Annotated in this window: 23 protein-coding genes; 12 read left to right on the forward strand and 11 right to left on the reverse strand. The window is 63.3% G+C overall.

What is annotated here, in order from left to right; translation table 11 throughout:
• Window positions 1–160: 160 nt before the first annotated feature.
• From A9K66_RS10615 to lepA, 5 genes are all read right to left on the reverse strand, one after another.
• A complete protein-coding gene (locus A9K66_RS10615) occupies window positions 161–670 on the reverse strand; it encodes a hypothetical protein (protein ID WP_067323367.1) in 510 nt (169 codons plus the stop codon).
• 10 nt (window positions 671–680) lie between these two features.
• Window positions 681–1,193, reverse strand: a complete 513-nt coding sequence (locus tag A9K66_RS30740) for a hypothetical protein (RefSeq protein ID WP_067323369.1) — start codon at window positions 1,191–1,193, stop codon at window positions 681–683.
• A gap of 252 nt (window positions 1,194–1,445) precedes the next feature.
• On the reverse strand, window positions 1,446–2,459 hold the full coding sequence (locus A9K66_RS10625) for a reverse transcriptase domain-containing protein (protein WP_280944346.1): 1,014 nt from the start codon (window positions 2,457–2,459) through the stop codon (window positions 1,446–1,448).
• A gap of 37 nt (window positions 2,460–2,496) precedes the next feature.
• Window positions 2,497–3,060: a reverse transcriptase domain-containing protein gene (locus A9K66_RS31480; RefSeq protein WP_082953819.1), complete on the reverse strand. Its 564-nt coding sequence runs from the start codon at window positions 3,058–3,060 to the stop codon at window positions 2,497–2,499.
• A gap of 495 nt (window positions 3,061–3,555) precedes the next feature.
• Complete coding sequence (gene lepA, locus A9K66_RS10630) at window positions 3,556–5,361, reverse strand: translation elongation factor 4 (RefSeq protein ID WP_067323374.1); 1,806 nt, start codon at window positions 5,359–5,361, stop codon at window positions 3,556–3,558.
• A 424-nt stretch (window positions 5,362–5,785) separates the two neighbouring features.
• Here lepA and A9K66_RS10635 point away from each other — a divergent pair, with 424 nt between their 5' ends.
• The 4 genes from A9K66_RS10635 to msrA all read left to right on the forward strand — a co-directional run bounded on the left by A9K66_RS10635 (window position 5,786) and on the right by msrA (window position 9,009).
• Entirely contained in the window at window positions 5,786–6,850 is a 1,065-nt protein-coding gene (locus A9K66_RS10635) for a pilus assembly protein TadG-related protein (RefSeq protein WP_067323377.1), read from the forward strand.
• A gap of 286 nt (window positions 6,851–7,136) precedes the next feature.
• Window positions 7,137–7,838 (forward strand): DUF1223 domain-containing protein, encoded by a 702-nt coding sequence (locus A9K66_RS10640; RefSeq protein WP_067323380.1) that lies wholly within the window; start codon window positions 7,137–7,139, stop codon window positions 7,836–7,838.
• A gap of 85 nt (window positions 7,839–7,923) precedes the next feature.
• Window positions 7,924–8,160: a hypothetical protein gene (locus A9K66_RS10645; RefSeq protein WP_067323384.1), complete on the forward strand. Its 237-nt coding sequence runs from the start codon at window positions 7,924–7,926 to the stop codon at window positions 8,158–8,160.
• Between the two features lie 120 nt (window positions 8,161–8,280).
• Window positions 8,281–9,009, forward strand: a complete 729-nt coding sequence (gene msrA, locus A9K66_RS10650; protein ID WP_067323387.1) for a peptide-methionine (S)-S-oxide reductase MsrA — start codon at window positions 8,281–8,283, stop codon at window positions 9,007–9,009.
• Between the two features lie 194 nt (window positions 9,010–9,203).
• On the opposite strand, the gene A9K66_RS10655 is transcribed toward msrA, so the two are convergent.
• A complete protein-coding gene (locus tag A9K66_RS10655; RefSeq protein WP_067323390.1) occupies window positions 9,204–10,208 on the reverse strand; it encodes a cytochrome d ubiquinol oxidase subunit II in 1,005 nt (334 codons plus the stop codon).
• Window positions 10,209–10,353: 145 nt separating this feature from the next.
• Window positions 10,354–11,715: a cytochrome ubiquinol oxidase subunit I gene (locus tag A9K66_RS10660; RefSeq protein WP_067323393.1), complete on the reverse strand. Its 1,362-nt coding sequence runs from the start codon at window positions 11,713–11,715 to the stop codon at window positions 10,354–10,356.
• Between the two features lie 262 nt (window positions 11,716–11,977).
• Here A9K66_RS10660 and A9K66_RS10665 point away from each other — a divergent pair, with 262 nt between their 5' ends.
• On the forward strand, window positions 11,978–12,904 hold the full coding sequence (locus tag A9K66_RS10665) for an ABC transporter ATP-binding protein (RefSeq protein WP_067323396.1): 927 nt from the start codon (window positions 11,978–11,980) through the stop codon (window positions 12,902–12,904).
• 14 nt (window positions 12,905–12,918) lie between these two features.
• On the forward strand, window positions 12,919–13,680 hold the full coding sequence (locus A9K66_RS10670; protein WP_067324602.1) for an ABC transporter permease: 762 nt from the start codon (window positions 12,919–12,921) through the stop codon (window positions 13,678–13,680).
• A 15-nt stretch (window positions 13,681–13,695) separates the two neighbouring features.
• Here A9K66_RS10670 and A9K66_RS10675 read toward each other — a convergent pair whose 3' ends face one another.
• Window positions 13,696–14,733 (reverse strand): phosphatidylglycerol lysyltransferase domain-containing protein, encoded by a 1,038-nt coding sequence (locus tag A9K66_RS10675; RefSeq protein ID WP_067323399.1) that lies wholly within the window; start codon window positions 14,731–14,733, stop codon window positions 13,696–13,698.
• Window positions 14,734–14,968: 235 nt separating this feature from the next.
• Here A9K66_RS10675 and A9K66_RS10680 point away from each other — a divergent pair, with 235 nt between their 5' ends.
• Together A9K66_RS10680 and A9K66_RS10685 are read left to right on the forward strand one after the other, a co-directional pair.
• Window positions 14,969–15,475 (forward strand): MarR family transcriptional regulator, encoded by a 507-nt coding sequence (locus A9K66_RS10680; RefSeq protein WP_067323402.1) that lies wholly within the window; start codon window positions 14,969–14,971, stop codon window positions 15,473–15,475.
• Entirely contained in the window at window positions 15,472–16,152 is a 681-nt protein-coding gene (locus A9K66_RS10685; protein WP_067323405.1) for a GNAT family N-acetyltransferase, read from the forward strand. The genes A9K66_RS10680 and A9K66_RS10685 overlap by 4 nt, the downstream gene beginning before the upstream one ends.
• A 61-nt stretch (window positions 16,153–16,213) precedes the next feature.
• Here the strand turns inward: A9K66_RS10685 and A9K66_RS10690 are convergent, their stop codons facing one another.
• The gene (locus tag A9K66_RS10690) at window positions 16,214–18,208 is read right to left on the reverse strand and encodes a PhoX family phosphatase (protein ID WP_067323409.1); all 1,995 of its coding nucleotides are present in this window, start codon (window positions 18,206–18,208) and stop codon (window positions 16,214–16,216) included.
• A 349-nt stretch (window positions 18,209–18,557) separates the two neighbouring features.
• On the opposite strand from A9K66_RS10690, the gene A9K66_RS10695 reads away from it, so the two are divergent.
• The 4 genes from A9K66_RS10695 (at window position 18,558) to A9K66_RS10710 (ending at window position 21,768) form a co-directional block, all read left to right on the forward strand.
• Window positions 18,558–18,896 carry a hypothetical protein gene (locus A9K66_RS10695; protein WP_067324604.1) on the forward strand — a complete coding sequence of 113 codons (339 nt, stop codon included), beginning with the start codon at window positions 18,558–18,560 and terminating at the stop codon, window positions 18,894–18,896.
• Window positions 18,897–18,912: 16 nt separating this feature from the next.
• Window positions 18,913–19,614 carry a phosphatase PAP2 family protein gene (locus tag A9K66_RS10700; RefSeq protein WP_067323413.1) on the forward strand — a complete coding sequence of 234 codons (702 nt, stop codon included), beginning with the start codon at window positions 18,913–18,915 and terminating at the stop codon, window positions 19,612–19,614.
• Between the two features lie 94 nt (window positions 19,615–19,708).
• Window positions 19,709–19,978: a helix-turn-helix transcriptional regulator gene (locus A9K66_RS10705; RefSeq protein WP_067323416.1), complete on the forward strand. Its 270-nt coding sequence runs from the start codon at window positions 19,709–19,711 to the stop codon at window positions 19,976–19,978.
• A gap of 80 nt (window positions 19,979–20,058) precedes the next feature.
• Window positions 20,059–21,768, forward strand: a complete 1,710-nt coding sequence (locus A9K66_RS10710; RefSeq protein ID WP_067323419.1) for a SulP family inorganic anion transporter — start codon at window positions 20,059–20,061, stop codon at window positions 21,766–21,768.
• Between the two features lie 14 nt (window positions 21,769–21,782).
• Here the strand turns inward: A9K66_RS10710 and A9K66_RS10715 are convergent, their stop codons facing one another.
• Both A9K66_RS10715 and A9K66_RS10720 read right to left on the reverse strand, forming a co-directional pair.
• The gene (locus A9K66_RS10715; RefSeq protein ID WP_067323422.1) at window positions 21,783–22,712 is read right to left on the reverse strand and encodes a DMT family transporter; all 930 of its coding nucleotides are present in this window, start codon (window positions 22,710–22,712) and stop codon (window positions 21,783–21,785) included.
• Between the two features lie 106 nt (window positions 22,713–22,818).
• Complete coding sequence (locus A9K66_RS10720) at window positions 22,819–23,679, reverse strand: ATP/GTP-binding protein (RefSeq protein WP_067323425.1); 861 nt, start codon at window positions 23,677–23,679, stop codon at window positions 22,819–22,821.
• Window positions 23,680–23,703: the final 24 nt, after the last annotated feature.

Genomic DNA, 23,703 nt, shown 5'->3' on the forward strand with positions numbered 1-23,703 from the left:
CTGCGATTCCCCTGCCCTCGAGGGGGGAGATGGCCGGCAGGCCAGAGGGGGTCCTTGCGCGTAGAACGCCGACCTCATCTCGTGCCGCACGGCGCCGGCACTCCACGCGCGGCGACCCCCTCTGTCGCCTGCGGCGACATCTCCCCCTCAAGGGGGGAGATCAGCGCCTCACCACCACATGCGGCGCGAATGTCTTCACCGCATCCACCAGGTCCTGCCCCCTCGCATCCAGCGAGGAGATCTCCATGTGCACGGTGGTCTTGCCGAAGTGCATCAGGCCGAAGGCATTGGCGGCGGCGTATTTGATCGCGTCGGGCGGCTCCTCGGTGAGTTCGAAATTGAGCATCGCCGCACCCTTGCCGCCCGAGGCGAGGCGGACGCTCCGCACCTTGTTCCACGGCACCAGCACGTCGCCGGCGCGAGCATCGCGAAAACCGCGCTGATCAAGCGTGACCTTGACCGAATTGTCGAAGGCGCCGCGCGAAATGAAGACGCCGAGCGCCAGGAAGGCGACGCCGAGCAGCCCGATCCACAGCACATGACCGCCGGACGTCCCCGAGGCGACGCCCTGCAGGGCGCCGAAGCCAAAAATGCCGCCGATCAGGAACGGCCCGACGGCGGGCAGGATCTTGCCGGAGGCGCTGTTGCGGATTTCGAGCGGCGCGGCCATTTTCGCCCGCTCACCGTTCCGGTTTCAGCAGCGTCCAGATCCAGCCGACGAAGGTGAGGACCAGGAACGGATAGCCGGCGGCGGGCAGCGGCGCCGATGTGGGCAAAAGCGGCGCGCCCCACAGGATCATCGCCGCCGAGACGACGAAGAGCAGGGCCGCGACGAAAGCGGTGAGTCGCATCCACAGCGCGAAGGTTTTTGGCGCGCTGACCATGACCAGCCCCGCCGCCCAGAGGCAAATGCCGCCGACATAGGAAGGCACGCTGGCCTCAAGGCCCGCCGCATTGCCGGCCAGAAGCAGGCTTTCGCCGGCGAGGTAGGTGAGGAAGCCGGCCGCGACGAGATCATTGCCGAGCCGCTGGTATTTCATGGTGAGCAGCGCCGCCGCGACGACGACCCCCACGCCATCGATGGTCCACAGCGTCTCGCGCAGCGCGTCGCTGGCAACGAAGGTGCCCGCCAAGCCCAGCGCGCCGCCGACGGCGAGGCCGATCGCGGCGATGGTGTCCAAGGTGGAGCGCATGCGATGTCTCCCCGAGCCGGGGGAGAGGATACGCTGATGTGGGGGGTTTTCAATGTGGCCTTCCAACGAGGAGCGCAGGATGGCATCAAAGCGGAGAGCGCTGGGCATCCGTCGGCACGTTGATTGTGTGACCGAATGGGGGCGATCTGGAAGGTCATGTTTGATGGCGGACGTGACGCGGAGTGAGCCCGACAGAGGGTGGTGTCGCACCGTGCAGTTGGCTACCGCGTTCTCGCCTGACGACCTTTGTCGTCAGGCGTCATAGTGATCTAGAACAGCAGGAAAGTCCGAGGCATGAGAGTAGTATTTCGGGCTTTCAAAATCATCCAGGCCATATTGCTTGTACTTTTTTCTCGCTGCCCTCCAAGCCATTACAAAGCTTGGCAGTCCGAGTTCCAGCTCCAACTTTGATGGGCCATCGTACCAATCGCCCGAGATCAACGACCCATGACTTGGGACCTTCTTCGAAAGCGGACCTTTGCCGGACTTCTTCAGCAAGGCGTCAATCAACCTATATCTCTCGGAAAGAGCCCTTCTCATAACATTAACAAGCCAACCATCAAGTTCCTGGAACCGCTCGATTGAATCCATAAGCGGACAAAAACCTATGAACCCCCGCATTTTTCCTAACTTGCTATTACCGCCAACGAATCCAGCAAGCTCGCTTTGAGTAATCCCTCCGTATATGAACTTACGAATCTCATTGACACATGTCACTAGATCCCAGTCAAAATGCTTCCCTACGACACGCGATATGTCTATCGTGCCGAGCGACTTTAAGCTGTATAACAAGTGGATGTATATAATTCTGCTTATTCGTCTTTTTGTTCTCTTGAACCCTCTCGTCGAGATTTCGACTTTATTATTTGAAAACTTGTGCCCGATGTAATCGAAATCCCCGATGATCATGATGTCATCGCCATCGCCGTCGTTCACAAAAAACGATCTGCGCTCGGAACGTATGTCCGACGACAGTAGCGAGATTCCCGGAGACTTTTGGTGATTAATTTTGATACCGGAATATCTACAATGGTCCTCAAAGGCCTTTAGGATTTTGAGTGCGTCATCGTGGTTGTTGGTAACCGCAACGATGTCGTCAGCAAATCTTACAAACTGGCCATTGGTTGCCTCAAGGCGCCTATCCAGCTCGTGGCCTGCTAGATTCGCGAGAAAAAGAGACAATGAGGAGCCTTGCGGGACACCAATCTGTCGAACTTCCGGTGGACCAGCCGCGTAGTGTTTCGCGTCATGGATGGGGTGTCGCAAAAATTCCCTAAGTACGTATTTCTCGGTATCTGATATGTTAAAAATTCAACACATTGAATAGATGCTCTATATATTTATGATCTATGCTATCAAAATATTTAGCAAAATCAAACTGAATGACATATTTTGTCGACCCAATTAGATAGGAATTCAACTGAATAACTGCATCAAAAAGCCCTCGCTCTTTCATATATGCATAGCTAAATGGCGAAAACAGATTTCTATTTTTGTCCCGAAGCTTCCTGTAGAAAATGTTTGCTATGGCTGCATCTGGAATCGCGAAAACCATTATCTCGCGGAACCCACCGGACTCCTTAGCAATCTTATATCTAACAGCTGGTTGCGGCTTATATGCCCGCTCTCGAATCTTCAGCCAGATAACACGAGCCAGAAATTTTGAATGAGCCAAGCAATATTTGGGATCGAAATGCGGAGCCACGCCCCAGATACGTGGCTCGCGGTATACCCCTGTTTGCCCCGGAGTTCCAGTTCTCAGCTTATGCTTTCGCTGATACTTTCTATCCGCAAAGCGACTTCGCTCTTCTTTCTTTAGTAACTTCTTTGATTGAAATTCGATTGCTCGTCTTATTGCATCTTCCATCTTCTAAACCCTTGCGGGGTTGGGCCGCGCTAAGTCAGGGTCTCCCTAGGGAGACGGCGTTTGCGAGGGGCGACGATGCTTGCGACATCAACTGCATGGTGAAGCTTCGCGGCTCAACTAGCACGACACGTGCTTGGTCCGCTTATTACAGTATTTACAGCAAATGGAAAGAGCGTTCCGCGGCCGTTTGCTGCTTGCTCTAGCAAGAGCGCAGCCCAAATTGCTTTATGCAGCGCGCTCTATTGGCCTGGCCGGCGGTATAGTGGCTGCTTGGCTAGGTTGGCTGATATTCGCAAATGTCGACGGCATCGAGAAATTGCTGCGAATGTGGAGGGCCTTCGCCTACCGCACCACCACGGGAGTAGCCTCCACCGCGCAGCTTCGGCGCCGCGCTGGCGGGGGGCCCGCTGCCTGCCGGCAGCTCCCCCGCTTTCGAAGCCTGCCATCGATTCACTGGATCGATGGCTTGGCGCGCTGTGCGCGCCAACCGTCCCCTCAATCCCCCATCTTCAGCGCCTGGATAAACGCCTCCTGCGGGATATCCACTTTCCCAAACTGCCGCATCCGCTTCTTGCCCTCTTTCTGCTTGTCGAGCAGCTTGCGCTTGCGGGTCACGTCGCCGCCATAGCATTTGGCGGTGACGTCCTTCCTGAGCGCCGAGACGGTCTCCCGGGCGATGATCCGGCCGCCGATCGCGGCCTGGATCGGGATCTTGAACAAGTGCTGCGGGATCAGTTCCTTCAGCTTCTCGCACATGGCGCGGCCGCGCTTTTCCGCCGCCGAGCGGTGCACCAGCATGGACAAAGCGTCGACCGGCTCGTCATTGACCAGGATCGACATCTTCACCAGATCGCCCTCGCGATAGTTGGTCAGGTGATAGTCGAAGGAGGCGTAGCCCTTGGAGATCGACTTCAGCCGGTCGTAGAAGTCGAACACGACCTCGTTGAGCGGCAAATCGTAGGTCAGCATGGCGCGCTTGCCGACATAGGAGAGGTCGGCCTGAATGCCGCGCCTGTCCTGGCAGAGTTTCAGGATGCCGCCGAGATAGTCGTCCGGGGTGAGGATCGTGGCACGGATCCACGGCTCCTCGATCGAGGCGATCTTGACCACATCGGGCATGTCGGCCGGGTTGTGCAGTTCCTTGGTCGTGCCGTCGATGAGGTTCATGCGGTAGACGACGCTTGGTGCTGTGGCGATGAGGTCGAGGTTGAACTCGCGCTCCAGCCGCTCCTGGATGATCTCCAGATGCAACAGGCCGAGGAAGCCGCAGCGGAAGCCGAAGCCGAGCGCGGCGGAGGTCTCCATTTCATAGGAGAAGGAAGCGTCGTTGAGGCGCAGCTTGCCGACGGCGGCGCGCAGATCCTCGAAATCGGCGGCGTCGACAGGGAACAGGCCGCAGAACACCACCGGCTGCGCCGGCTTGAAGCCGGGCAGCGCCTTTTGCGTCGGGCGGCGGTCCTCGGTGATGGTGTCGCCGACGCGGGTGTCGGCCACTTCCTTGATCGAGCCGGTGAAGAAGCCGAACTCGCCGGGGCCGAGCTCGTCGACATTGACGCGGGCCGGCTTGAAGACGCCGGTGCGCTCGACGAGATACTTTGCGCCGGTGCCCATCATGCGGATGGTCTGGCCCTTCTTCATCACGCCGTCGATGATGCGGACCAGCACGATGACGCCGAGATAGGCGTCGTACCAGCTGTCGACCAGCATGGCTTTCAGGGGTGCCGCAATGTCGCCCTCGCGCGGCGGCGGCAGCTGGTGGACGATCGCCTCCAGCACGTCCGGCACGCCCAGGCCGGTCTTGGCCGAGATCAGCACCGCGTTGGAGGCGTCGAGGCCGATCACCTCCTCGACCTGCTCGCGGATGCGCTCGGGCTCGGCCGCCGGCAGGTCGACCTTGTTCAGCACCACGACGATCTCGTGGTTGTTGTCGATCGCCTGGTAGACATTGGCCAAGGTCTGCGCCTCGACCCCTTGCGAGGCGTCGACCACCAGCAGCGAGCCCTCGCAGGCGGCCAAAGAGCGCGACACTTCATAGGCGAAGTCGACATGGCCGGGCGTGTCGATGAGGTTCAACACGTAGTCCTCGCCGTTTTTGGCGCGGTAGTTGAGCCGAACGGTCTGGGCCTTGATGGTGATGCCGCGCTCGCGCTCGATGTCCATCGAGTCCAGCACCTGCTCCTTCATGTCGCGCTCCTCCAGCGCGCCGGTGAGCTGGATCAGCCGGTCGGCAAGCGTGGATTTGCCATGGTCGATATGGGCGACGATGGAGAAATTGCGGATGTGGTCGAGGGGCGTCGTCATGCGGCGCGCTTTAGCAGGGGCGGGTTTAAGGGGCAAGCGGTGGCCCCGGGGAGATCGGAGCAGAGCAGGCAAACACGCTCGCCAATGTCTGAACACGGCCAATGATCGGAGGCCGGCGCTGCCCCTCATCGCCCTGCCGGGCACTTCTCCCCGTAAGTGACGGGGAGAAGGGACTGGCCGCCGCCTCGGTACCTTTCTTGCAGCGTTCCAAATTGGCGAAATCGTCGATGGGGGCGCCCCTCTCCCCGTTACCGTACGGGGAGAGGATGCCGGCAGGCAGGTGAGGGGCAGCGCAAGCGTTTGAAGGCTAGGGCGCCTCCGCGCAAAAATTCAAATCCACTTAAACTTTCATGCACTCATTTTGGGCATATCTCCACCTCTGGTGGCAGGCAGGTTGCATTGCCGGTGTGTATGGGGTTGGGGCATGTTCTCGTCGGCAAGAGATTTCGTTCGATCGCAAGGCGGCTCGATGCTGCCGATGATGGCACTGTTGGCGATCCCGCTGCTGCTCGCGGTCGGCTTTTCCGTCGACTACACCTCGGCGGTGACGACCAGGAGCAACATGCAGCAGGCGCTGGATGCCGCGATCCTGTCGATCACCACGCTGCCGACCACGACCTCCAAGGCCGATCGCCAGACGCTGCTGCAGCAGGCCTATGTCGCCAATAGCGGGCTGGGCGACGCGACGCTCACCGCCGTCAACGTCGCCGCCGACGGCACGGCGACGTTCAGCGCCACGGCGGCCTATCCGATGCCAACCAGTTTCATGCAGATCGCCAGGATCAATTCGGTCGATGTCGGCGTCGGCTCCTCGGTGCGCAAGATGCCGGCGCTGGTGCAGTCCACTTTCAAGGTGACGAAGGTGTCGGGCTACTGGAACAAGACGATGACGCTCTACGGCACCCAGTTCGGCCAGACCAAGGCCAAGCCGCTGATGACGATCAGCTATAACTACAACGGCTATGGCGACCCGAAGGGCTACGGCACAACCACGGTGAGCACCATCAACGGGTCGAGGAAGACCGTGGTGCAGAAACAGGTCTGCACGACCTCGACGGTCGACAATTTCAACAATCTGCCGAGCGGGGCGATCACCCAGACCAGCGGCAGCAACAAGTACGTCACGACCTGCGCCGATACCTTCTATCCGGCCAACGGCGCCGGCGCGGTGATCGATGTCAGCCAGATGGACCAGCTCTATCTGCAAATGGACGTGCCCTCGGGCAACCCGAAGGTGCTGAAGTCGAACGATCCCAACACCTCGAACCGGCTCTATATCGGCACCAGCGCCACCGATATGCCCGAGGTCGCGACCGGCCAGAAAGTCGACATCTTCACCTCGGTGCCCTGCGGCCAGACCGGCTACCAGGCCTGGGAAGACGGCGGCAACCCTGTGCCGGCGCCGGTTTCCAATGCCGATTTCTTCTACAATGTGACCGGCAAATGCGCCTTCAACCAGCGGCCGTCCGAGACCGTGCTGACGCAGTAGCGCCCTCCCTTCTCCCCTTGTGGGAGAAGGTGTCGCCGAAGGCGACGGATGAGGGGTGCTCCAGCTTGGCGGCGCCTTAAGTCTAGACAAGAATCTAGCAGACGCGCTCGCGAGCGTCTCACTCCGCTGGAGCGCCCCTCATCCGTCTCGGCGCTGCGCGCCGATCCACCTTCTCCCACAAGGGGAGAAGGGGAAGGCGCCTCTCAATCACAAACCGGTGAAGCTGTAACGAAGTCCTCCGCGGCGGCGAAATGGGAGCATTGCCCCGCTACGGAGACTGCTTCCCATGACCGGAATGAAGACAAGGATCGGCCTGCTTGCCGGCGCGACATTTGCTGCGCTTGCCGCCACGCTCGATGCCGCTTCCGCCGAGCCGCTTACCGTGGTCGAGCTGTTCACCAGCCAGGGCTGCTCGTCCTGCCCGCCGGCCAATGCCAATCTGATCAAGGTCAAGGATCGGCCGGGCGTGCTGGCGCTGTCCTTCAACGTTACCTACTGGGACTATCTCGGCTGGAAGGACATTTTCGGCCGGCAGGAATTCACCCCGCGCCAGGTCGCCTACGAGCCGCCGCTCGGCCATGACGGGCCGTTCACGCCGCAGGTGGTGGTGAACGGCAGCGCCGACGCCGTCGGTGCGGCGCCCGGCGAGATCGAGCGGCTGATCTCGACAACCCCGTACGCCAAGGGTCCGGCGCTCTCGCTCGGCGACGGCAAGGTGAGCATCGGCGCCGGCACAGCGCCCGGCGGGGCGGCCGATGTCTGGCTGGTGCGCTACGCACGCGGCGTCGTCGAGGTGCCGGTGGCGCGCGGCGAGAACACCGGACGCACGCTGCCGCATGCCAATGTCGTGCATTCGCTGCAGAGGCTCGGCCGCTGGAACGGCGAGGCGACGACGCTGCCGCTGCCTGCGGCACCCGGGGGCTTGAGCACGGCAGTGCTGGTGCAGACGCCGGCCGGCGGGCCGATCCTGGCCGCCGCGGCAAACTGATTTTTCTTTTCGCGCGGGGCCGCGGCAGGCGGCAACGCTTAACCAAGGGCCCGCATCCGCGCGCCGCAACCCAAGGAGAACTAGCATGACCAAATTCCTTACGCTGCCGACGCTGGCCTTCGCGCTTGCCGCTGCCGCGTTCGTTGCCGGCGCCCGTGCCGACGACACGACCGACGCGATGAAGCCCGCGGATAAAATGAAGCCCGATGCGATGGCGACCCAGGCGATGAAACCCGCCACGGATGCCATGAAGCCGGCGGATGCGATGAAGCCCGTGACGGATGCGATGAAGCCTGCCGACGCGATGGCGCCGGCGCAATAAGTCAGCGGCCCCGGTCTCTTGGCAAAAATCGCCGTCGGCGATAAGCCGCCGCACGGCAAAGTGAGAAACCAGCGGCGGCTTGCTTCGTATATAGTGGAACAACGAACAAGGAGATCCGACATGAACGGCATCGACAAAAAGGCGGCGCGGCGCTCGCTGGCCCCGCTTGCAGCGCTGGTGCTGACAGCGGCCGCGGCCGCCTTCTGGCAGACGCCGGCGCGTTCGGCCGAGGACGCGGTGGTGATCCCGCCGCCGGTTTTGGATGAAAAGTCCGCCAGCGGCACGGAGAAAGCGATCTTCGCCGGCGGCTGCTTCTGGGGCGTGCAGGGCGTGTTCCAGCACGTCAAGGGCGTCAGCAAGGCCGTCTCCGGCTACGCCGGCGGCAGCGCCGAGCACGCCGTCTACGAGGTTGTCGGCACCGGCCGCACCGGCCATGCGGAATCGGTCGAGATCACCTACGATCCGTCGAAGGTCACCTATGGCCAGCTGCTGCAGGTCTATTTCTCGGTCGCGCACAACCCGACGCAGCTCAACTACCAGGGGCCGGACCAGGGCACCCAGTACCGCTCGACGATCTTCGCCGAGAATGACGAGCAGAAGAAGATCGCCGAGAGCTACATCGCCCAGCTCGACAACGCCAAGGTATTTTCGAAGCCGATCGTGACGACGCTGGAGACCGGCAAGACCTTCTATCCGGCCGAGGATTACCATCAGGATTTCCTGACGCTGAACCCGACCTACCCCTATATCGTCTACAACGACCTGCCGAAGATCGAGAATTTGAAAGCGCTGTTTCCCGCGCTCTACAGCGAGAAGCCGGTGCTGGTGCTGGCAAGTAGCAAGAGCTGAGGATGACCATCTTAGGCCTTCTCCCCGTCACTATACGGGGAGAAGGTGCCGGCAGGCGGATGAGGGGCGGCGCCGGCATTTGCAGGAACGGGCCGCCGCTCTGCTTGACAGGTTTGCGCTGCCCCTCATTGCCCTGCCGGGCATTTCTCCCCGTATGGTGACGGGGAGAAAGACGCCGTCACCAACGCCTCTCCTCAATCATAGGTCAGATCCGTCGCCTTTCCCCCGAACACGCGATAGGCGTAGAACGAATAGAAAATGATGATCGGCAGCACGACGACGGTGCCGACCAGGATGAAGGCCAGGCTCTCCGGCGCCGAGGCGGCCTGCCAGATCGTCAGCTTGTCGGGCACGACATAGGGATAGAACGACCAGGCGAGCCCGGCGAAACCGAGCGCGAAGATGGCGGCCAGGGTCAGGAAGGGCCGCAGCGCATGCCGGTCGTCGGGCTTGGGCAGATGAAACGTCTGCCGCCACAGCCACAGGAACAAGAGCGCCGATACGATCGGCAGCGGCGACAGATAGAGGATCTCCGGCCAGAGGAACCATCTGTCGAAGATGCGCGGGCTGGCGAAGGGCGTGGCCAAAGAGACCGCGACCATGCCGAGCGCCGTCAGCACCAGCGTGACGCGCAGCCAGCGCACCGCCTTTCCTTGCAGGTCGCCCTCGGTCTTGTAGATCAGCCAGGCCGAGCCCATGGCGGCGTAGGCCGCCGACAGGCAGAGCGCGACCAGCGCGCCGAAGGCCATGCCGCCAATGCCGACATCGAGGCCGAGCACATAGACGCCGAGCATATAGCCCTGCGCCAGCGAGGCCATGGTGGAGCCGAGAAAAAAGATGCGGTTCCAGCGGTGCTTCTTGCCGGCCGGCACCTTGGCGCGGAAATCGAAGGCAACGCCGCGCAGGATCAAGCCGACCAGCAGCAGGAACACCGGGATATAGAGCGCGGTGAGGATGGTGCCGTGCGCCATCGGGAAGGCGACCAGCAAGAGCCCGACCGCCAGCACCAGCCAGGTCTCGTTGGCGTCCCAGAACGGGCCGATCGCGGCGATCATCGTGTCCTGCTCGGCATCTTCGGCGCCTGCGAACAGGATGCCGATGCCGAGGTCGAAACCGTCGAGAATGACGTAGATCAGGATGGCGAGGCCCATCAGGCCGGCGAAGATCAGCGGAAGCGCGGTGGGCCAGTCGAAGGTCATCTTTCTTTCCTCCAACCGAGATTGGTCCGACAGACGGCCATACTGTTTGAAGCACCCGTGCCGGCCGCTACGCGAGGGGCAGCGCCGACCTCAGAAGAAAGGCCCGCATCGAACCGACCGCACCGCTTGTCTTGCTCCTGCATGTTCACTCTCCGGCGGCCGGCTGCGACATCGCGGCGTTCATGACGCCGGGCAACGGCGAGGTGTCGCCTTCCTTGGCCGCCTTCAGCGCCAGATGCACCAGCACGCCGAGATAGGCGATCAAGAGCAGCACATAGAGGATGAGATAGACGGCCAGGGTCAGCGCGACATGGCTGCCGGCGACCGGGCCGACGGCATCGGCCGTCTTCAATATCCCGGTGACCAGCCAGGGCTGGCGGCCGATCTCGGTCGTGTACCAGCCGGCCAGCGTCGCCAGCCAGCCGGAGAGCGCCATCGGCACCATGATCAGGGCCAGCGGCTTAGGCAGGTTGCGGCGACGCTTGAGGAAGAAGGCTGCCGACCAGGAGACGATGAGCATCAGGATGCCGGTGCCGACCATGACGCGGAAACCCCAGAACACCGGGAAGACCGGCGGGTGGTTGCCCGGATAGTCGTTGAGGCCGGGTACGACGCCGCTTGTGCTGTGGCGCAGGATCAGGCTGGCGCCGTCGGGAATGGCGAGCTCAAACCTGTTTTCCTTGGCCGCCTCGTCGGGCAGCGCGAACAGCACCAGCGGCACGTGGGCGCCGGTGTTCCAGTTCGCTTCCATGGCGGCGATTTTCTGCGGCTGGTGCTCGAGCGTGTTCAAGCCGTGCTGGTCGCCGGCAAAGATCTGGATCGGAATCAGGATGGCGGCGGCGAAGACGCCGGTGCGCAGCGCCTTCCACATCGATTCCGAGCGGTCGCCATAAAGGTAGCGCAGCGCCGAGCAGCCGGCGATCAGGAAGGAGACCGTGAGCCCGGAGGCGAGCAGCATGTGGACCAGGCGGTAGGGCATGGACGGATTGAAGATGACCGCCCACCAGTCGAGGGCATGCGCCTTGCCGTCGATCATCTCGAAGCCGGCCGGTGTCTGCATCCAGGAGTTCAGCGCGATGATCCAGAAGGCGGAAACCGTGGTGCCGCCCGCCACCAGCACGGTCGCCAGGGTGTGAATGCGGTTGGAGACGCGGCGGAAGCCGAACAGCATGATGCCGAGGAAGGCCGCCTCGAGAAAGAAGGCGGTCAGCACCTCATAGGCAAGGAGCGGCCCGGCGATGTTGCCGACCGTTTCCATATAGCCCGGCCAGTTGGTGCCGAACTGGAAGCTCATGGTGACGCCCGACACCACACCCATGGCGAAGGACAGCGCGAACACCTTCACCCAGGTGAAATACGCGCGCATCCAGGCCGAGTCGCCGGTCGCGTTGTAGCGGAGCTTGAAGAAGAGAAGCACCCAGCCAAGTGCAATGGTGATCGCCGGAAACAGAATATGGAACGAGATATTCGCGCCGAACTGGATGCGCGACAGGATGAGCGGGTCCATGCTGGGCTCCGGCTGCAATTCAGGCTTGAAGGATAGGCTTCGAACACGCATCGGTCAAAGCGGCGCGGCGTCACGCGAGGCGCGTTGTCGCAGCGTCGGGCGGTCATGGACACACGCATCGCGTGACAGCTTGCCGGCGCCGTTCGACGTCGCGAATGGCGGCGACTGTCGAGAACTGTCAGGAGCACGGTCGATTGCCGGTTTGCATAAAACGACATCCGACCTATATCAGGTCACGTTTTCCAGCCGGCCATATTTCAGCATGTCATCCATCATCTCCATCTCCGGCGTCACGAAAACCTATGCCACCGGTTTCAAGGCGCTGAAGGAAATCAACCTCGACATCGAGCGCGGCGAGATCTTCGCGCTGCTCGGGCCAAACGGCGCCGGCAAGACGACGCTGATCTCGATCGTCTGCGGCATCGTCAACCGCTCGTCGGGCAGCGTCACCGTCGACGGTCATGATATTGGCAGGGACTACCGCGCGGCGCGCAGCCTGATCGGACTGGTGCCGCAGGAGCTCACCATCGACGCCTTCGAGACGGTCTGGGCGACGGTGAACTACAGCCGCGGCCTGTTCGGCAAGGCGCCCGACAAGGCTTTCGTCGAGAAGGTGCTGCGCGATCTCTCGCTTTGGGACAAGAAGGACGCCAAGGCCATCACGCTATCGGGCGGCATGAAGCGCCGGCTGATGATTGCCAAGGCGCTGTCGCACGAACCGCGCGTGCTGTTCCTCGACGAGCCGACGGCGGGCGTCGACGTCGAGCTGCGCCAGGACATGTGGGCGATGGTCAGGCGGCTGCGCGAGGACGGCGTCACCATCATTCTGACGACGCATTACATCGAGGAGGCCGAAGCGATGGCCGACCGGGTCGGCGTCATAAACCGCGGCGAGATCATCCTGGTCGAAGGCAAGGCGGAGCTGATGCGCAAGCTCGGCCGCAAGCAGATGACGCTGGAGCTGCGCGCGCCGCTCGGCGCGTTGCCCGAGGGCCTGTCGCGCTATGCGCTGGAGCTGTCGGCGGACGGCAACGAACTCACCTACACCTATGACAGCCAGAGCGACCGGCCGGGCGTCGCCTCGCTGATCCGCGATCTCGAGGCCGCAGGCATTCAGTTTCACGACCTCGACACCAAGAACAGCACGCTCGAAGAGATCTTCGTCAATCTGCTGAGGCAAGAGCCATGAACCGCCACGCGGCTATGAACCTTCGTGCAGTGTGGGCGATCTACCGGATGGAGATGGCGCGTGCGTTCCGCACGGTGCTGCAAAGCATCGTCTCGCCGGTGATCTCGACATCGCTCTATTTCGTCGTCTTCGGCTCGGCGATCGGCTCGCGCATCACCGAGATCGACGGCATCAGCTACGGCGCTTTCATCGTGCCGGGGCTGATGATGCTTTCGCTTTTGACGCAGTCGATCTCGAACGCCTCCTTCGCGATCTATTTCCCGAAATTCGTCGGCTCGATCTACGAGCTCTTGTCGGCGCCGGTCTCCTATCTCGAGATCATCATCGCCTATGTCGGAGGCGCGGCGACCAAATCGATCATGCTCGGGCTGATCATCTTGGCGACCGCGGCGCTGTTCGTGCCGCTCAGGATCGAGCACCCGTTCTGGATGATCGCCTTCCTGGTGCTGACGGCGGTGACCTTCAGCCTGTTCGGCTTCATCATCGGCATCTGGGCCAAGACCTTCGAGCAGTTGCAGCTGGTGCCGCTGCTGATCGTCACGCCGCTCACCTTTCTGGGCGGCAGCTTCTATTCGATCCATATGCTGCCCGGCATGTGGAAGACGATCACGCTGTTCAACCCGGTCGTCTACCTGATCAGCGGGTTCCGCTGGAGTTTCTACGGCAAAGCGGACGTCTCGGTCGGCGTCAGCCTCGGCATGACGCTGGTGTTTTTGGCCGCCTGCATCGCAATCGTGGCGTGGATTTTCAGGACCGGGTATCGGCTGAGGAATTGACGAACAGGGCTTGCTTCAAATCGCCTTGATCAGCCGCAGCAGTCCAAGCATCTCCATCAGCGTTCCCTTGCGGAAGGCAATGTAGGTCGGCTCCTCCAGCCCGTGGAAGCGGCGCTTGAAGGCGGCCTGGCCCTGCAGGTTGAAGCGCGAGCGGTTGACCCAGGGCGACTCGTAGGCGCGCCGGAAGGTGCTGCGCCAGAAGCTCGATTCGGCAAAGCCGCTCGGCTCGACGTCGAGCAGCGGCGACAGGCCAAGCGTGACCACCGAAACGCCCTCCTCGCGAAAGCGATCGACGGCGAATTTGGTCAGGCCGATCTCGGCATGCGGCGTGGCGTCGACCTGCTTGCGCTTGAAGGCGGTGGTATAGCCGATGACCTCGCCATTGCTGAACAGCGGATCGAAATCGAGGATGGCGACGAGCTCACCCTGCGGGCCGTGAAGGACGAAGCGGCGCATGTCGGCGCCGAGATGGTCGGCGAAAGGGCGGTTCAGGAAGCCCATCTCCCAACGTTTGACGATGCGCTCGCCGCGCCAATTCTCGGACAGCCGCGAAACCTCGTCGAGCAGCATGTTGGCCCTGTCCTCGGCGAAGGTGAAGCCCTTCTTTGCCAGCCAGCGCTCCGAATAGCGCACGGTCTCGTTGCGCTTGCCGGAGAAATCATGCGCCGGCAGCTGCAACCTTGTGTCGACGCCCAGCCGATTGATCTGATAGCCGAGCCCGGCCAGCACCTTTGCCGTGGCGGCGCTTATCTGAACGAACCAGGGGCCGCCGGCGGCCTCGACGAAGCGCTTGATGTAGCCTGGCCGGTCCGGCAGATCGACGACCGGATCGCCAAGCGCGAAATGGTGCTTCATCTTGGTGCCGAATGCGATGTAGCCATCGCCTTCGCTGAAGTAGGACAGCTTTTGCTGCACGGCGGTGGAATAGGCGAGCGAGAAGTCGCCATGGCGCCGCACCAGCGCCAGGCGCTCGAGATGCGACAGCTCGCGCCGCGGCACCTTGGGCGCCGCGCCGTCAAGAAACCTGTCGATATGGATGCGCAGGGATGGCATCAAGCGTCCGCATGCCGATGAAGAAGGACCCGGAGCCCACGGGCCTCGAATCAGTCGCCTTGGCGCGACGGATCGGTCATGTCGCGCCAGCGCCATATAGGATGCTATCGGCGGCGAATGAAGAGGGAATGTCTACCGGCCAAAGCCGGCGCTCCGGCTGCATCGTGAAACCATATTGCCAATTTCCATGCAATGTTATATATTATGTTATCCATTTTGTTCCGGCAGTTCGACGATGGAAGATGTTCTGAGGTCCCTCGGCTTTCTCTGCCTCGGCAGCAGGCTGAAGCGCATTGGCGAGCAGTTGCAGGCCGACACGCAGCGCGTGCTCGATCGCCTGGATGTGCGGATCCAGTCGAGTCAGTATCCGCTGCTCGCCGCGCTCGACAGGCTGGGGCCGCTGCCGGTCGGCGAACTGGCGCAGTCGCTCGGCATCGCGCAGCCGGGCGTGACGCGGGCCGTGTCGCTGCTCACCGGGCTCGGCCTGGTCGAGGTCGCACAATCGGATGACGACCAGCGGCGCCGGATCGTTTCCCTTTCCGCGGACGGCCAGCGGCTGGTCGATGCCGCGAAGCACGACGTCTGGCCGCGCATCGAGGGCGCGGTCGCGGAATTGTGCGCGGACCTCTCCGGGCCGCTGCTTGGCCAGCTCGCTGCCATCGAGGATCGACTGGCCGCGACCCCGCTCGACCGCCGGGCGGACAAGGCCAAGGCAGTCGCACCCAAGGCCGTCGCACAATGAAACATGTTCTCGACCGTCCGATCTGGAGCGCATTGGCGACGCGCCATCAGGCCTTTGCGGAAGGCGATACCCTTGCCAGGCGGTACCGGCCTTCGATCGTTCCCTTCGCCGCCACCGTTGCGGACGATGCGGAAAGCCTACAAGCCCTGGGCAAGCTGCTCCCGCCGCTTGAAAGCGCCATCCTGGTTCAGACGGACCCGATCGCCCTGCCTTCGGAACTTGCCGCGGTTTCGACCGCGTCCTTGGTGCAGATGGTTGCCGAGCAGCCGGTTGAGGCCGCCTCCGACGAGCGCGTGCAGCGACTGACGCCGGACGATGCGGCCGAGATGCTCGCTCTGGCATCGCTCACCAAGCCCGGCCCGTTCACGCTCGAAGCCTTGAGCCTCGGCGAGTTCTGGGGCGTGAAGATCGACGGCAGGCTCGCGGCGATGGCCGGCGAGCGCATGAAGCAGCCCGGCTACTCCGAGCTCAGCGGCGTGTGCACGCATCCGGATTTCCGCGGCGGCGGCCTTGCCAAGCTGCTGTCGCTGTTCGTGGCGAACCGGATCATGGCGCGGGGCGAGGTTCCATACCTGCACGCTTATGCCAGCAATGCTCCGGCCGTCGGCCTCTACGAGGCCATCGGCTTCCGGTTGAGAACCACCCTGAACATGGCCGTGGTCCGAGGCGTGGAGTAATCGCAAGGTGAGGAGGGTCGCGGATCACCGCAACCCTTCCCCTGTTTAAGCGAGTCGCCAATCAGACCGCGATCTTGCCGCCGCCCTGCTTGGTGATGGCAACGACCGCCGGACGCACCGGCATGTCCGGCTTGAAGTCCGGCCACCGGGTCGATGGATCCTCGTAATATGAGGGGCGGCCAAAAGCTTCCCAGTCCTCGCCGCCATCGCCCGGATGCTGGACGGCGACGAAGGCGGTCTGGTCATCCGGCGCGAATAGCGGGCCGCACATCTCGGCGCCGATCGGCACGCGGAAGAACAGCTTTGAGGTCGCCCGCGCCGCGCCCTCGGTGTCGACCGCCCACAGGCCGTCGGTACGGCCGGTGGCCTTCGGGCCCTGGCCGTCGGTCGCGACCCACAGGCGGCCGGCCGAGTCGACGGCACAATTGTCCGGCATGCCGAACCAGCCATTGGCGGTGGTGGCAGTCGAGAAGGTGGCGCCGACATCGGCCACCGAAGGATCACCGCACTTCAGCAGCACTTCCCACTTGCCCTTGGTGGCGGCGAAGTCGCCGCCGTCTTCGACGATCTCGATGATGTGGCCGAAGGCGTTCGCCGCGCGCGGATTGGCGGCGTCGACCTGGTCGGCCTTGCGCTTGGAATTGTTGGTCAGCATGACATAGACCTTGCCGTTGCCGGCATTGGGCTGAATGTCTTCCGGCCGATCCATCTTGGTGGCGCCGAGCAGGTCGGCGGCGCGACGCGTCTCGATCAGAACGTCGGCCTGGCTGGCGAAACCGTTTTCCGCCGTCAGCGGACCTTCGCCGAACACGATCGGCATCCATTCGACCGAGCCGTCCTCGGCGAATTTGGCAACATGCAGCGTGCCCTCGTCGAGCAGGTTCATGTTGGCGGCGCGGTCGTTCGGATTGAACGTACCTTTGGTGACGAATTTGTAGACATAGTCGAAGCGCTCGTCGTCGCCGAGATAGAAGACGACGCGGCCATCCTTGGTGACGATCGATTCGGCGCCTTCATGCTTGAAGCGACCCATGGCGGTTCGCTTCCTCGGCACCGAATTCGGGTCGTTGACGTCGACCTCGACGACCCAGCCGAAGCGGTTGGGCTCGTTCGGTTCCTTGGCGAGGTTGAAGCGATCGTAATGCGCGCCCCATTCATAGGCGCCCTCCGGAATGCCGAGACGCTTGTAGTTGGCGGCCTCCTTGTGGCCTTCCGGCAGCTCGCCCGAGAAATAGCCGTGGATGTTCTCCTCGGCCATCACATAGGTGCCCCAGGGCGTGACGCCGCCGGCACAGTTGTTGAGGGTGCCGAAGACCTTGGTGCCAGACGGGTCGGCATTGGTCTTGACGCGATCATGGCCGGCTACCGGACCGGACAGCGCCATTTCGGTGGTGGACATGATGCGGCGGTTGAGCTTGCCGTCACGCACCACCTGCCATTTGCCGCCCTCCTTGCGGATCTCGACGATGCTGCCGCCGTGCGCCGCCATCTCGACATCGACCTGCTCCTTGCTGAGCGGCGCCACTTCGGCGGCCTTCTTGCCGTCCTTGTCGACGATCTTGACGATGCCGGGGAACATCAGATGCGGGTTGGTGTATTCGTGGTTGACGACCAGCAGGCCATGCTCGGCCGAGCCCTCGATCGGGATATAACCGATATAGTCGTTGTTGTAGCCGAACTGTCTTGCCTGGGCTCCGGCCGTTTGTTTTGCCGGGCCGAATTCCGGCGAATCGGTAAAGAGCGGGTCGCCCCAGCGCAAGAGCACGTCGGCATCGTAGCCCGGCGCGACGTGGTGCTTGTCGTCGATGCCGGCCTCGAGCTCGTCGAATTTGAAGGCCGAGACCTCGGCGGCGCGCGCCTCGTCTGCCGCGACGAGCGCCAGCGGGCTCACGGTGGCGGCGATGGCCGAGACAGCCAGCGAACCCCTGAGGAAGTCGCGGCGCGAGAAGCGCGCGGCGATGATCTCGCCCATCGTGCGGTTGTCGGTAGGATTGACGGGCGGGCCGTCATTCTCCTCGAGCTGGCTGGTACGGAAGCGAATCTCAGGTTGGGTCATGGGCTGTCCTCTGGCTCTTGAGGTGGCTGGAACGGGTAACCGGTCGATCCCTATAGGCGCCCGATCACATTTTCGTGACATCAGCCCCATTGAGCAATGCCAATTTGCCGGCTGATGACTGTTCGCCCACGCATTGGCGCCACACGAGGCCCACAACACACGGCGAGCAGACTCCCGAGCGCGCTCGGCGCAAGGACGCCAACCATGGCTGCGGGGCTTGCCTTGCGAGATTCCGCCTTCGATCCCGTCGCACCGTAGCTTGCCCGACGCCATCAGCTTGACGGCTTCGCGCGCTTCGGAAACAAAAGCGGCGAGCGGCGCGGCGAAGGCCGCTTCGGGAGGGATGAACGTGAGTCTCTGGGGACTGGCGCAGCTTGGCGTTTCGACTGTGATTTTCCTGCTGGCCGCGATGGCGGCCAAACAATGGGGATTGGCGCCGAGTCTCGGCAAGATCGTGCTGACGCTGGCGCTCTATTCCGCCGGCAATCTGATCATGCTCAGGCTGATCCGCGAATTCGGCATGTCGGTGTCGTTCAGCCTGTCGGCAGTGATCCAGCTGGTCTCAGTCAATATCGTGGCGCTGGTCTTCTTTGGAGAGCGCCTCAACACTTTCCAAGCGACAGGCGTCGTGCTGGCGATCGCGGCCGTCGCGCTGATCACGCTCGGACCCTATATGCAGCGGCTGTAATTGGAGCAGGCCCGGCATGAAATCGACCGCCAAGGCGCTGCTCAACAGAATAGAATTCCCGGTGCTTGCGGCCGGGCTGGCCATCGCCTGCGGGCTATGGGGCCTGGTGGAACTCATGGGCGTGGCGCGCGCCACGACTCCGCATGCGTTGGACACGGAAATCCTGCTCGCCTTCCGCCATGCCGGGCAGCCGGACAGCCCGATCGGTCCGCTTTGGCTGCAAGGCGCGGTGCGCGATATCACCGCGCTCGGCAGCACCAGCGTGCTGGTGCTGATCACGACTGCGGTGATCGTCTATTTTCTGCTGATGCGCCGACCGGCGACCGCACTGTTCGTGTTCGTTTCGGTGGCGGGCGGTCAGGCGGCGTCCAGCCTGCTCAAGTTCGAGGTCGACCGGCCCCGCCCCGATCTCGTCTCGCATCTCGTCAACGAGACCTCGCTCTCCTTTCCGAGCGGCCATGCGATGCTGTCGGCGGTGACCTATCTCACGCTGGGCTCGCTCGCCGCGCGTTTCCTACCGAACCGCAGGACGAAGATCTTCGTGCTCGGCCTCGCCGTGCTCACCACGGTGCTGGTCGGAACCAGCCGCGTCTATCTCGGCGTGCATTGGCCGTCCGACGTGCTTGCCGGCTGGTGCGCCGGCTTTGCCTGGGCCATGTTGTGCTGGCTTGCAGCGCGCCTGCTGCAGCGGCGCAAAGTGGTGGCGGACAGCGAATGAGTACTCATGTTTCAACTGTTTGTTATGATGCTTGAAACATCATGATCTTTGGATTATCCATTGATACTGCAGACTCAGACAGGGGTTCTGGCCGATGATCACTGCCGCGCAGATGCGCGCCGCGAGGGCGTTGGCCGGTATCGACCAGAAAACGCTCGCCGAGCGCGCCGGGGTTTCGCTTCCGACCATCCAACGCATGGAAGCGAGTGAAGGTGTCGTCAGAGGCGTGGTCGATACGCTGATGAAGGTCATCCAGGGACTCGACGAGGCCGGGGTGGAGCTGATCGGCGAGAACCAGGCCAGCGAGCGCGGCGGCAGGGGCGTGCGTCTCAAGCCTGCCACGCCGCAGAACTCCCAAGGCTGAGCCGCACAAGAAAGTCGCGACGGCGACCGCCGACAGCCCTGCCGACGATCCCGCCGCCCTTACGGAGCGGAAGGCAGTCCATGGATCAGGTCCGGCGGTCAATCCACCCCCAGGCGCGGCCGTCCTTTGCCGAGCTGTTCACGCCCAAGCTGGTCACGGTGCTGCGCGAAGGCTACACGCTGGCGCATTTCAGGGCTGACGCCGTCGCGGGGTTGACGGTGGCCATCGTGGCGCTGCCGTTGTGCATGGCGATCGCCATCGCGTCCGGCGTGACGCCGGAGCGAGGCCTCTACACCTCGATCGTTGGCGGCTTCATCATCTCCGCGCTTGGCGGCAGCCGCTTCCAGGTCGGCGGTCCGGCCGGCGCCTTCATCGTGCTGGTAGCGGCGACGGTGGCGCGCGTCGGCGTCGACGGGCTGCTGCTCGCAACGATGATGGCGGGCGTCTTCCTGCTCGCCATCGGCTACCTCAGGCTTGGCACCTACATCAAGTTCATTCCCTATCCCGTGACCGTCGGCTTTACCGCCGGGATCGCGGTCATCATCTTCTCCGGGCAGATCGTCGAACTGCTCGGGCTGAAACTCGGCGGCAAGGAGCCCGGGCCGCTGGTGTCGAAGCTGACCGTGATCGGCGAGGCGATCGGCACGATCAGTCCGGCCGCGACCTTCGTGGCGATGCTGACTGTCCTAACCATTGTCTTTTTGCGGCGCTGGCAGCCGAGATGGCCCGCGATGCTGATCGCCATCGGCGTCGCCTCGCTGGTCGTGGCGCTGTTCGCCCTGCCTGCGGAAACGATCGGCACGAGGTATGGCGGCATCCCGCGGAACCTGCAATGGCCAGCCCTGCCGCCGGTCAGCTTGGAGAGGATGATCCACGTGCTGCCGGACGCGATCGCCTTCGCGCTGCTCGGAGCGATCGAGTCGCTGCTCTCGGCCGTGGTCGCAGACTGCATGAGCGGAAGGCGGCACCGCTCCAATTGCGAACTGGTGGCGCAAGGCTTCGCCAACATCGCGTCAGCCTTGTTCGGCGGCATATGTGCCACCGGCACGATCGCTCGCACGGCCACCAACGTGAGGGCCGGCGCGCATGGCCCCGTCTCCGGCATGCTGCATTCGGCGATCCTGCTTGTCCTGATGCTGGCGGCGGCGCCCTTGGCCAGCTACATCCCGCTCGCCGCATTGGCCGGCGTACTCGCCGTCGTGTGCTGGAACATGTTCGAGAAGCAGGCTTTCCTCACGCTGCTCAGAGCCTCGCGTGGCGACGCGCTGGTGCTGATGGCGACGTTCCTGATCGTCATCTTCCGCGATCTGACGGAAGGCATCGTCGTCGGCTTCGCGCTCGGGTCGATCCTGTTCATCGATCGCATGGCCAAGTCCATCGCCGTCGAGGCCGATCTGCCGCTGGTGCCGGAGGACGTCGCCGATCGCGCCGCCACTTATGATTCAAGCCAGGCGGCCGACGCCGATACCGTCATCTATCGAATCTCCGGGGCCTTCTTCTTCGGTGCCGCCTCGACCGTCGGCGCCGTGCTCGACCGCATCGCAGACCAGCGCAAGAATTTCATCCTCGATTGCTCGGCGGTGCCGTTCCTCGACTCGACGGCGGCAAACGTCCTCGAGGGCGCCGCGCACAAGGCCGGAAGCGCCGGCGTGCGCTTCATCATCGCGGGTGCCGCGCCGCAGACAAGGCGCATGCTGATCAACCACGGCCTCAAGCGGCCGCTGGTCACCTATGCCGCCTCGATTCGCGACGCGCGGGCGCAGCTGAAAGCACAATCGCAGTCCGCGTAGAGCGACATGTTCTCTCAAACTGCCGCTTCGATCGGCTCGGCAAGTTTCGGGTTGGCGCGCGCCGCGATCAGGCAGCCGGCGACGATCAGGCAAGCCCCGGTCAGCGTGGTCCAGGCCACCTCCTCGCCGAAGAAGAACCAGCCGAGCGCGATCGCCCAGATGAAGGCCGAGTATTCCGTCGGGATGAGATATTGCGCTTCGGCGCGGGCGTAGGCCCAACTCATCAGGAATTGGCCGGCAAGCGACAGCATCGCCACCCCGACCAGGTGAAGCCACAGGTCACTCGGCAGCGCGACGGCGAGCCACGGCGCGGCGAGACCAAGGATGACCGCGATGCAGAGGTTCTGGAACAGCATGATCTCGACCGGCTTGGCCAACAGCGCCTGCCGCCGCGCGAGGATCAGATTGTAGCCATAGAACACAGTCGATACGAGCACCGCGGCCGTGCCCAGGAGCGCATCCTGCGAGTGGCCGGCCTGCCCGAACTGGCCGGCCAGAATGATCGCGACGCCGGCGATGCCGGCCAGCGACGCCCACACCGCCTGGCGCCGGATTCTCTCGCCCAGCAACAAGGCTGCGAGAAAAAGCGCAAACAGGGGCGCGACAAAGCTGAGCCCGATCGCCTCGGCGAGCGGCAATCTGGCGAGACCCCAAAAGAACGAAACCAGGACGATGCCGACGACCGCGGCGCGCAGCGCATGCAGCCCCAGCACCGGAAGAGCCGGCTTCGAGCGCGGCCCCGCCGACCAGGCGGCGCCCGCGATCAAGGTCGAGACCAGGCTGCGCCACAGCACGGTGTTGTACACACCGACCGCGATGACCAGGGACTTCATCGCCGCGTCCATCCCGGACAAAAGGAAGATCGCCAGTGCGCATACGAGCACCGGGATCATTGGCGACACGGCGGCGCCGGTCAGGCTGGATGTCTTCACGGCTTGGCCCATGTGACGGTTGCTGCCGGATATCCCGGAGCGAGCGGCTGAACCAGATGGCAGCCCCGTCGATATGGCGGTCCAGCCCCGATCGACCTCGTTCCCGCCGCAATCGTCCTCAGTCGAGCTTCAGCGCCGCGACCGCGCCTTCGTTCATCAGCGGAACATAGATGGTCGAGTTGCCGTCGGTGCCGATATCGGCGCTGCCCGGCTTGAAAGTGGCGATCGCTTCCGGCGCGCCGCCGCCCTTGTAGCGATAGAGCGTGCCGGTCATGTAGGCGGTGGCATAGATCGTGTCGCCGATGGCGATGACGCCGTCGAGGTCGGCAAAGTTTTGCGCGCCCGGCAGCGGCGTCACCTTCTTGCTGGCGAGGTCGACGGCCAGCAGGCCGCCCGGCGCCGCCGTGCTGAAATCGGGCTTGATGCCCCTGCCCCAGGACGCGACGATCAGCCGGTCGCCATCGGCGAAGACGCCATTGGGCGAGGCGAGCAGCGCATCCTTGATGAACAGCTCCGGTTTGTCGCCGTCGATACGGTAGATCGTGTCGGCGAGCATATCCGTGACATAGACCTTGCCCGAGGCATCGGCGGTCATATCGTTGAGGAAGACGGCGCCGGGCACATCGATGGTAGAGACCAGCTTGCCGCTGGCGAGGTCGACGACGCGCACCTTGGTGATGTCGGCGGCGTAGAGCTTGCCGCCGGCAATCGCCATGCCCTTGGGCGCGTCCATGCCGTCCACCCAATGGCGGCTGATGACCTTGCCGTCCAGCGACAGCAGCGACAAATAGCCGTTGCCATCAGCTTCGCCCGGATTGCCGACGATGTTGGAGACGACGATGCGCTTGTTGGCGGCATCGACCAGCGCCGATTCCGGCTGCTCGAAGCCGCCGGCGCGCCAGATCTCGCCGGCCTCGGCGGTGGCAGCCGTTGCGATGCCGGCGATGGCGAGAAAGGTCGAAGCGATGAGGTTTTTCATGGTGCTCTCCTGTGTTGACGGCCA

It is taken from the genome of Mesorhizobium sp. AA23 (assembly GCF_001672435.1).
Lineage (GTDB): Bacteria > Pseudomonadota > Alphaproteobacteria > Rhizobiales > Rhizobiaceae > Mesorhizobium.

Bases quoted from the DNA above. Each gene is read 5' to 3' on its own strand.
- A9K66_RS10615 (WP_067323367.1), bottom strand. From the start codon at position 670: ATGGCCGCGCCGCTCGAAATCCGCAACAGCGCCTCCGGCAAGATCCTG.
- A9K66_RS30740 (WP_067323369.1), bottom strand. From the start codon at position 1,193: ATGCGCTCCACCTTGGACACCATCGCCGCGATCGGCCTCGCCGTCGGC.
- A9K66_RS31480 (WP_082953819.1), bottom strand. From the start codon at position 3,060: ATGGAAGATGCAATAAGACGAGCAATCGAATTTCAATCAAAGAAGTTA.
- lepA (WP_067323374.1), bottom strand. From the start codon at position 5,361: ATGACGACGCCCCTCGACCACATCCGCAATTTCTCCATCGTCGCCCAT.
- A9K66_RS10635 (WP_067323377.1), top strand. From the start codon at position 5,786: ATGTTCTCGTCGGCAAGAGATTTCGTTCGATCGCAAGGCGGCTCGATG.
- A9K66_RS10640 (WP_067323380.1), top strand. From the start codon at position 7,137: ATGACCGGAATGAAGACAAGGATCGGCCTGCTTGCCGGCGCGACATTT.
- A9K66_RS10645 (WP_067323384.1), top strand. From the start codon at position 7,924: ATGACCAAATTCCTTACGCTGCCGACGCTGGCCTTCGCGCTTGCCGCT.
- msrA (WP_067323387.1), top strand. From the start codon at position 8,281: ATGAACGGCATCGACAAAAAGGCGGCGCGGCGCTCGCTGGCCCCGCTT.
- A9K66_RS10655 (WP_067323390.1), bottom strand. From the start codon at position 10,208: ATGACCTTCGACTGGCCCACCGCGCTTCCGCTGATCTTCGCCGGCCTG.
- A9K66_RS10660 (WP_067323393.1), bottom strand. From the start codon at position 11,715: ATGGACCCGCTCATCCTGTCGCGCATCCAGTTCGGCGCGAATATCTCG.
- A9K66_RS10665 (WP_067323396.1), top strand. From the start codon at position 11,978: ATGTCATCCATCATCTCCATCTCCGGCGTCACGAAAACCTATGCCACC.
- A9K66_RS10670 (WP_067324602.1), top strand. From the start codon at position 12,919: ATGAACCTTCGTGCAGTGTGGGCGATCTACCGGATGGAGATGGCGCGT.
- A9K66_RS10675 (WP_067323399.1), bottom strand. From the start codon at position 14,733: ATGCCATCCCTGCGCATCCATATCGACAGGTTTCTTGACGGCGCGGCG.
- A9K66_RS10680 (WP_067323402.1), top strand. From the start codon at position 14,969: ATGGAAGATGTTCTGAGGTCCCTCGGCTTTCTCTGCCTCGGCAGCAGG.
- A9K66_RS10685 (WP_067323405.1), top strand. From the start codon at position 15,472: ATGAAACATGTTCTCGACCGTCCGATCTGGAGCGCATTGGCGACGCGC.
- A9K66_RS10690 (WP_067323409.1), bottom strand. From the start codon at position 18,208: ATGACCCAACCTGAGATTCGCTTCCGTACCAGCCAGCTCGAGGAGAAT.
- A9K66_RS10700 (WP_067323413.1), top strand. From the start codon at position 18,913: ATGAAATCGACCGCCAAGGCGCTGCTCAACAGAATAGAATTCCCGGTG.
- A9K66_RS10705 (WP_067323416.1), top strand. From the start codon at position 19,709: ATGATCACTGCCGCGCAGATGCGCGCCGCGAGGGCGTTGGCCGGTATC.
- A9K66_RS10710 (WP_067323419.1), top strand. From the start codon at position 20,059: ATGGATCAGGTCCGGCGGTCAATCCACCCCCAGGCGCGGCCGTCCTTT.
- A9K66_RS10715 (WP_067323422.1), bottom strand. From the start codon at position 22,712: ATGGGCCAAGCCGTGAAGACATCCAGCCTGACCGGCGCCGCCGTGTCG.
- A9K66_RS10720 (WP_067323425.1), bottom strand. From the start codon at position 23,679: ATGAAAAACCTCATCGCTTCGACCTTTCTCGCCATCGCCGGCATCGCA.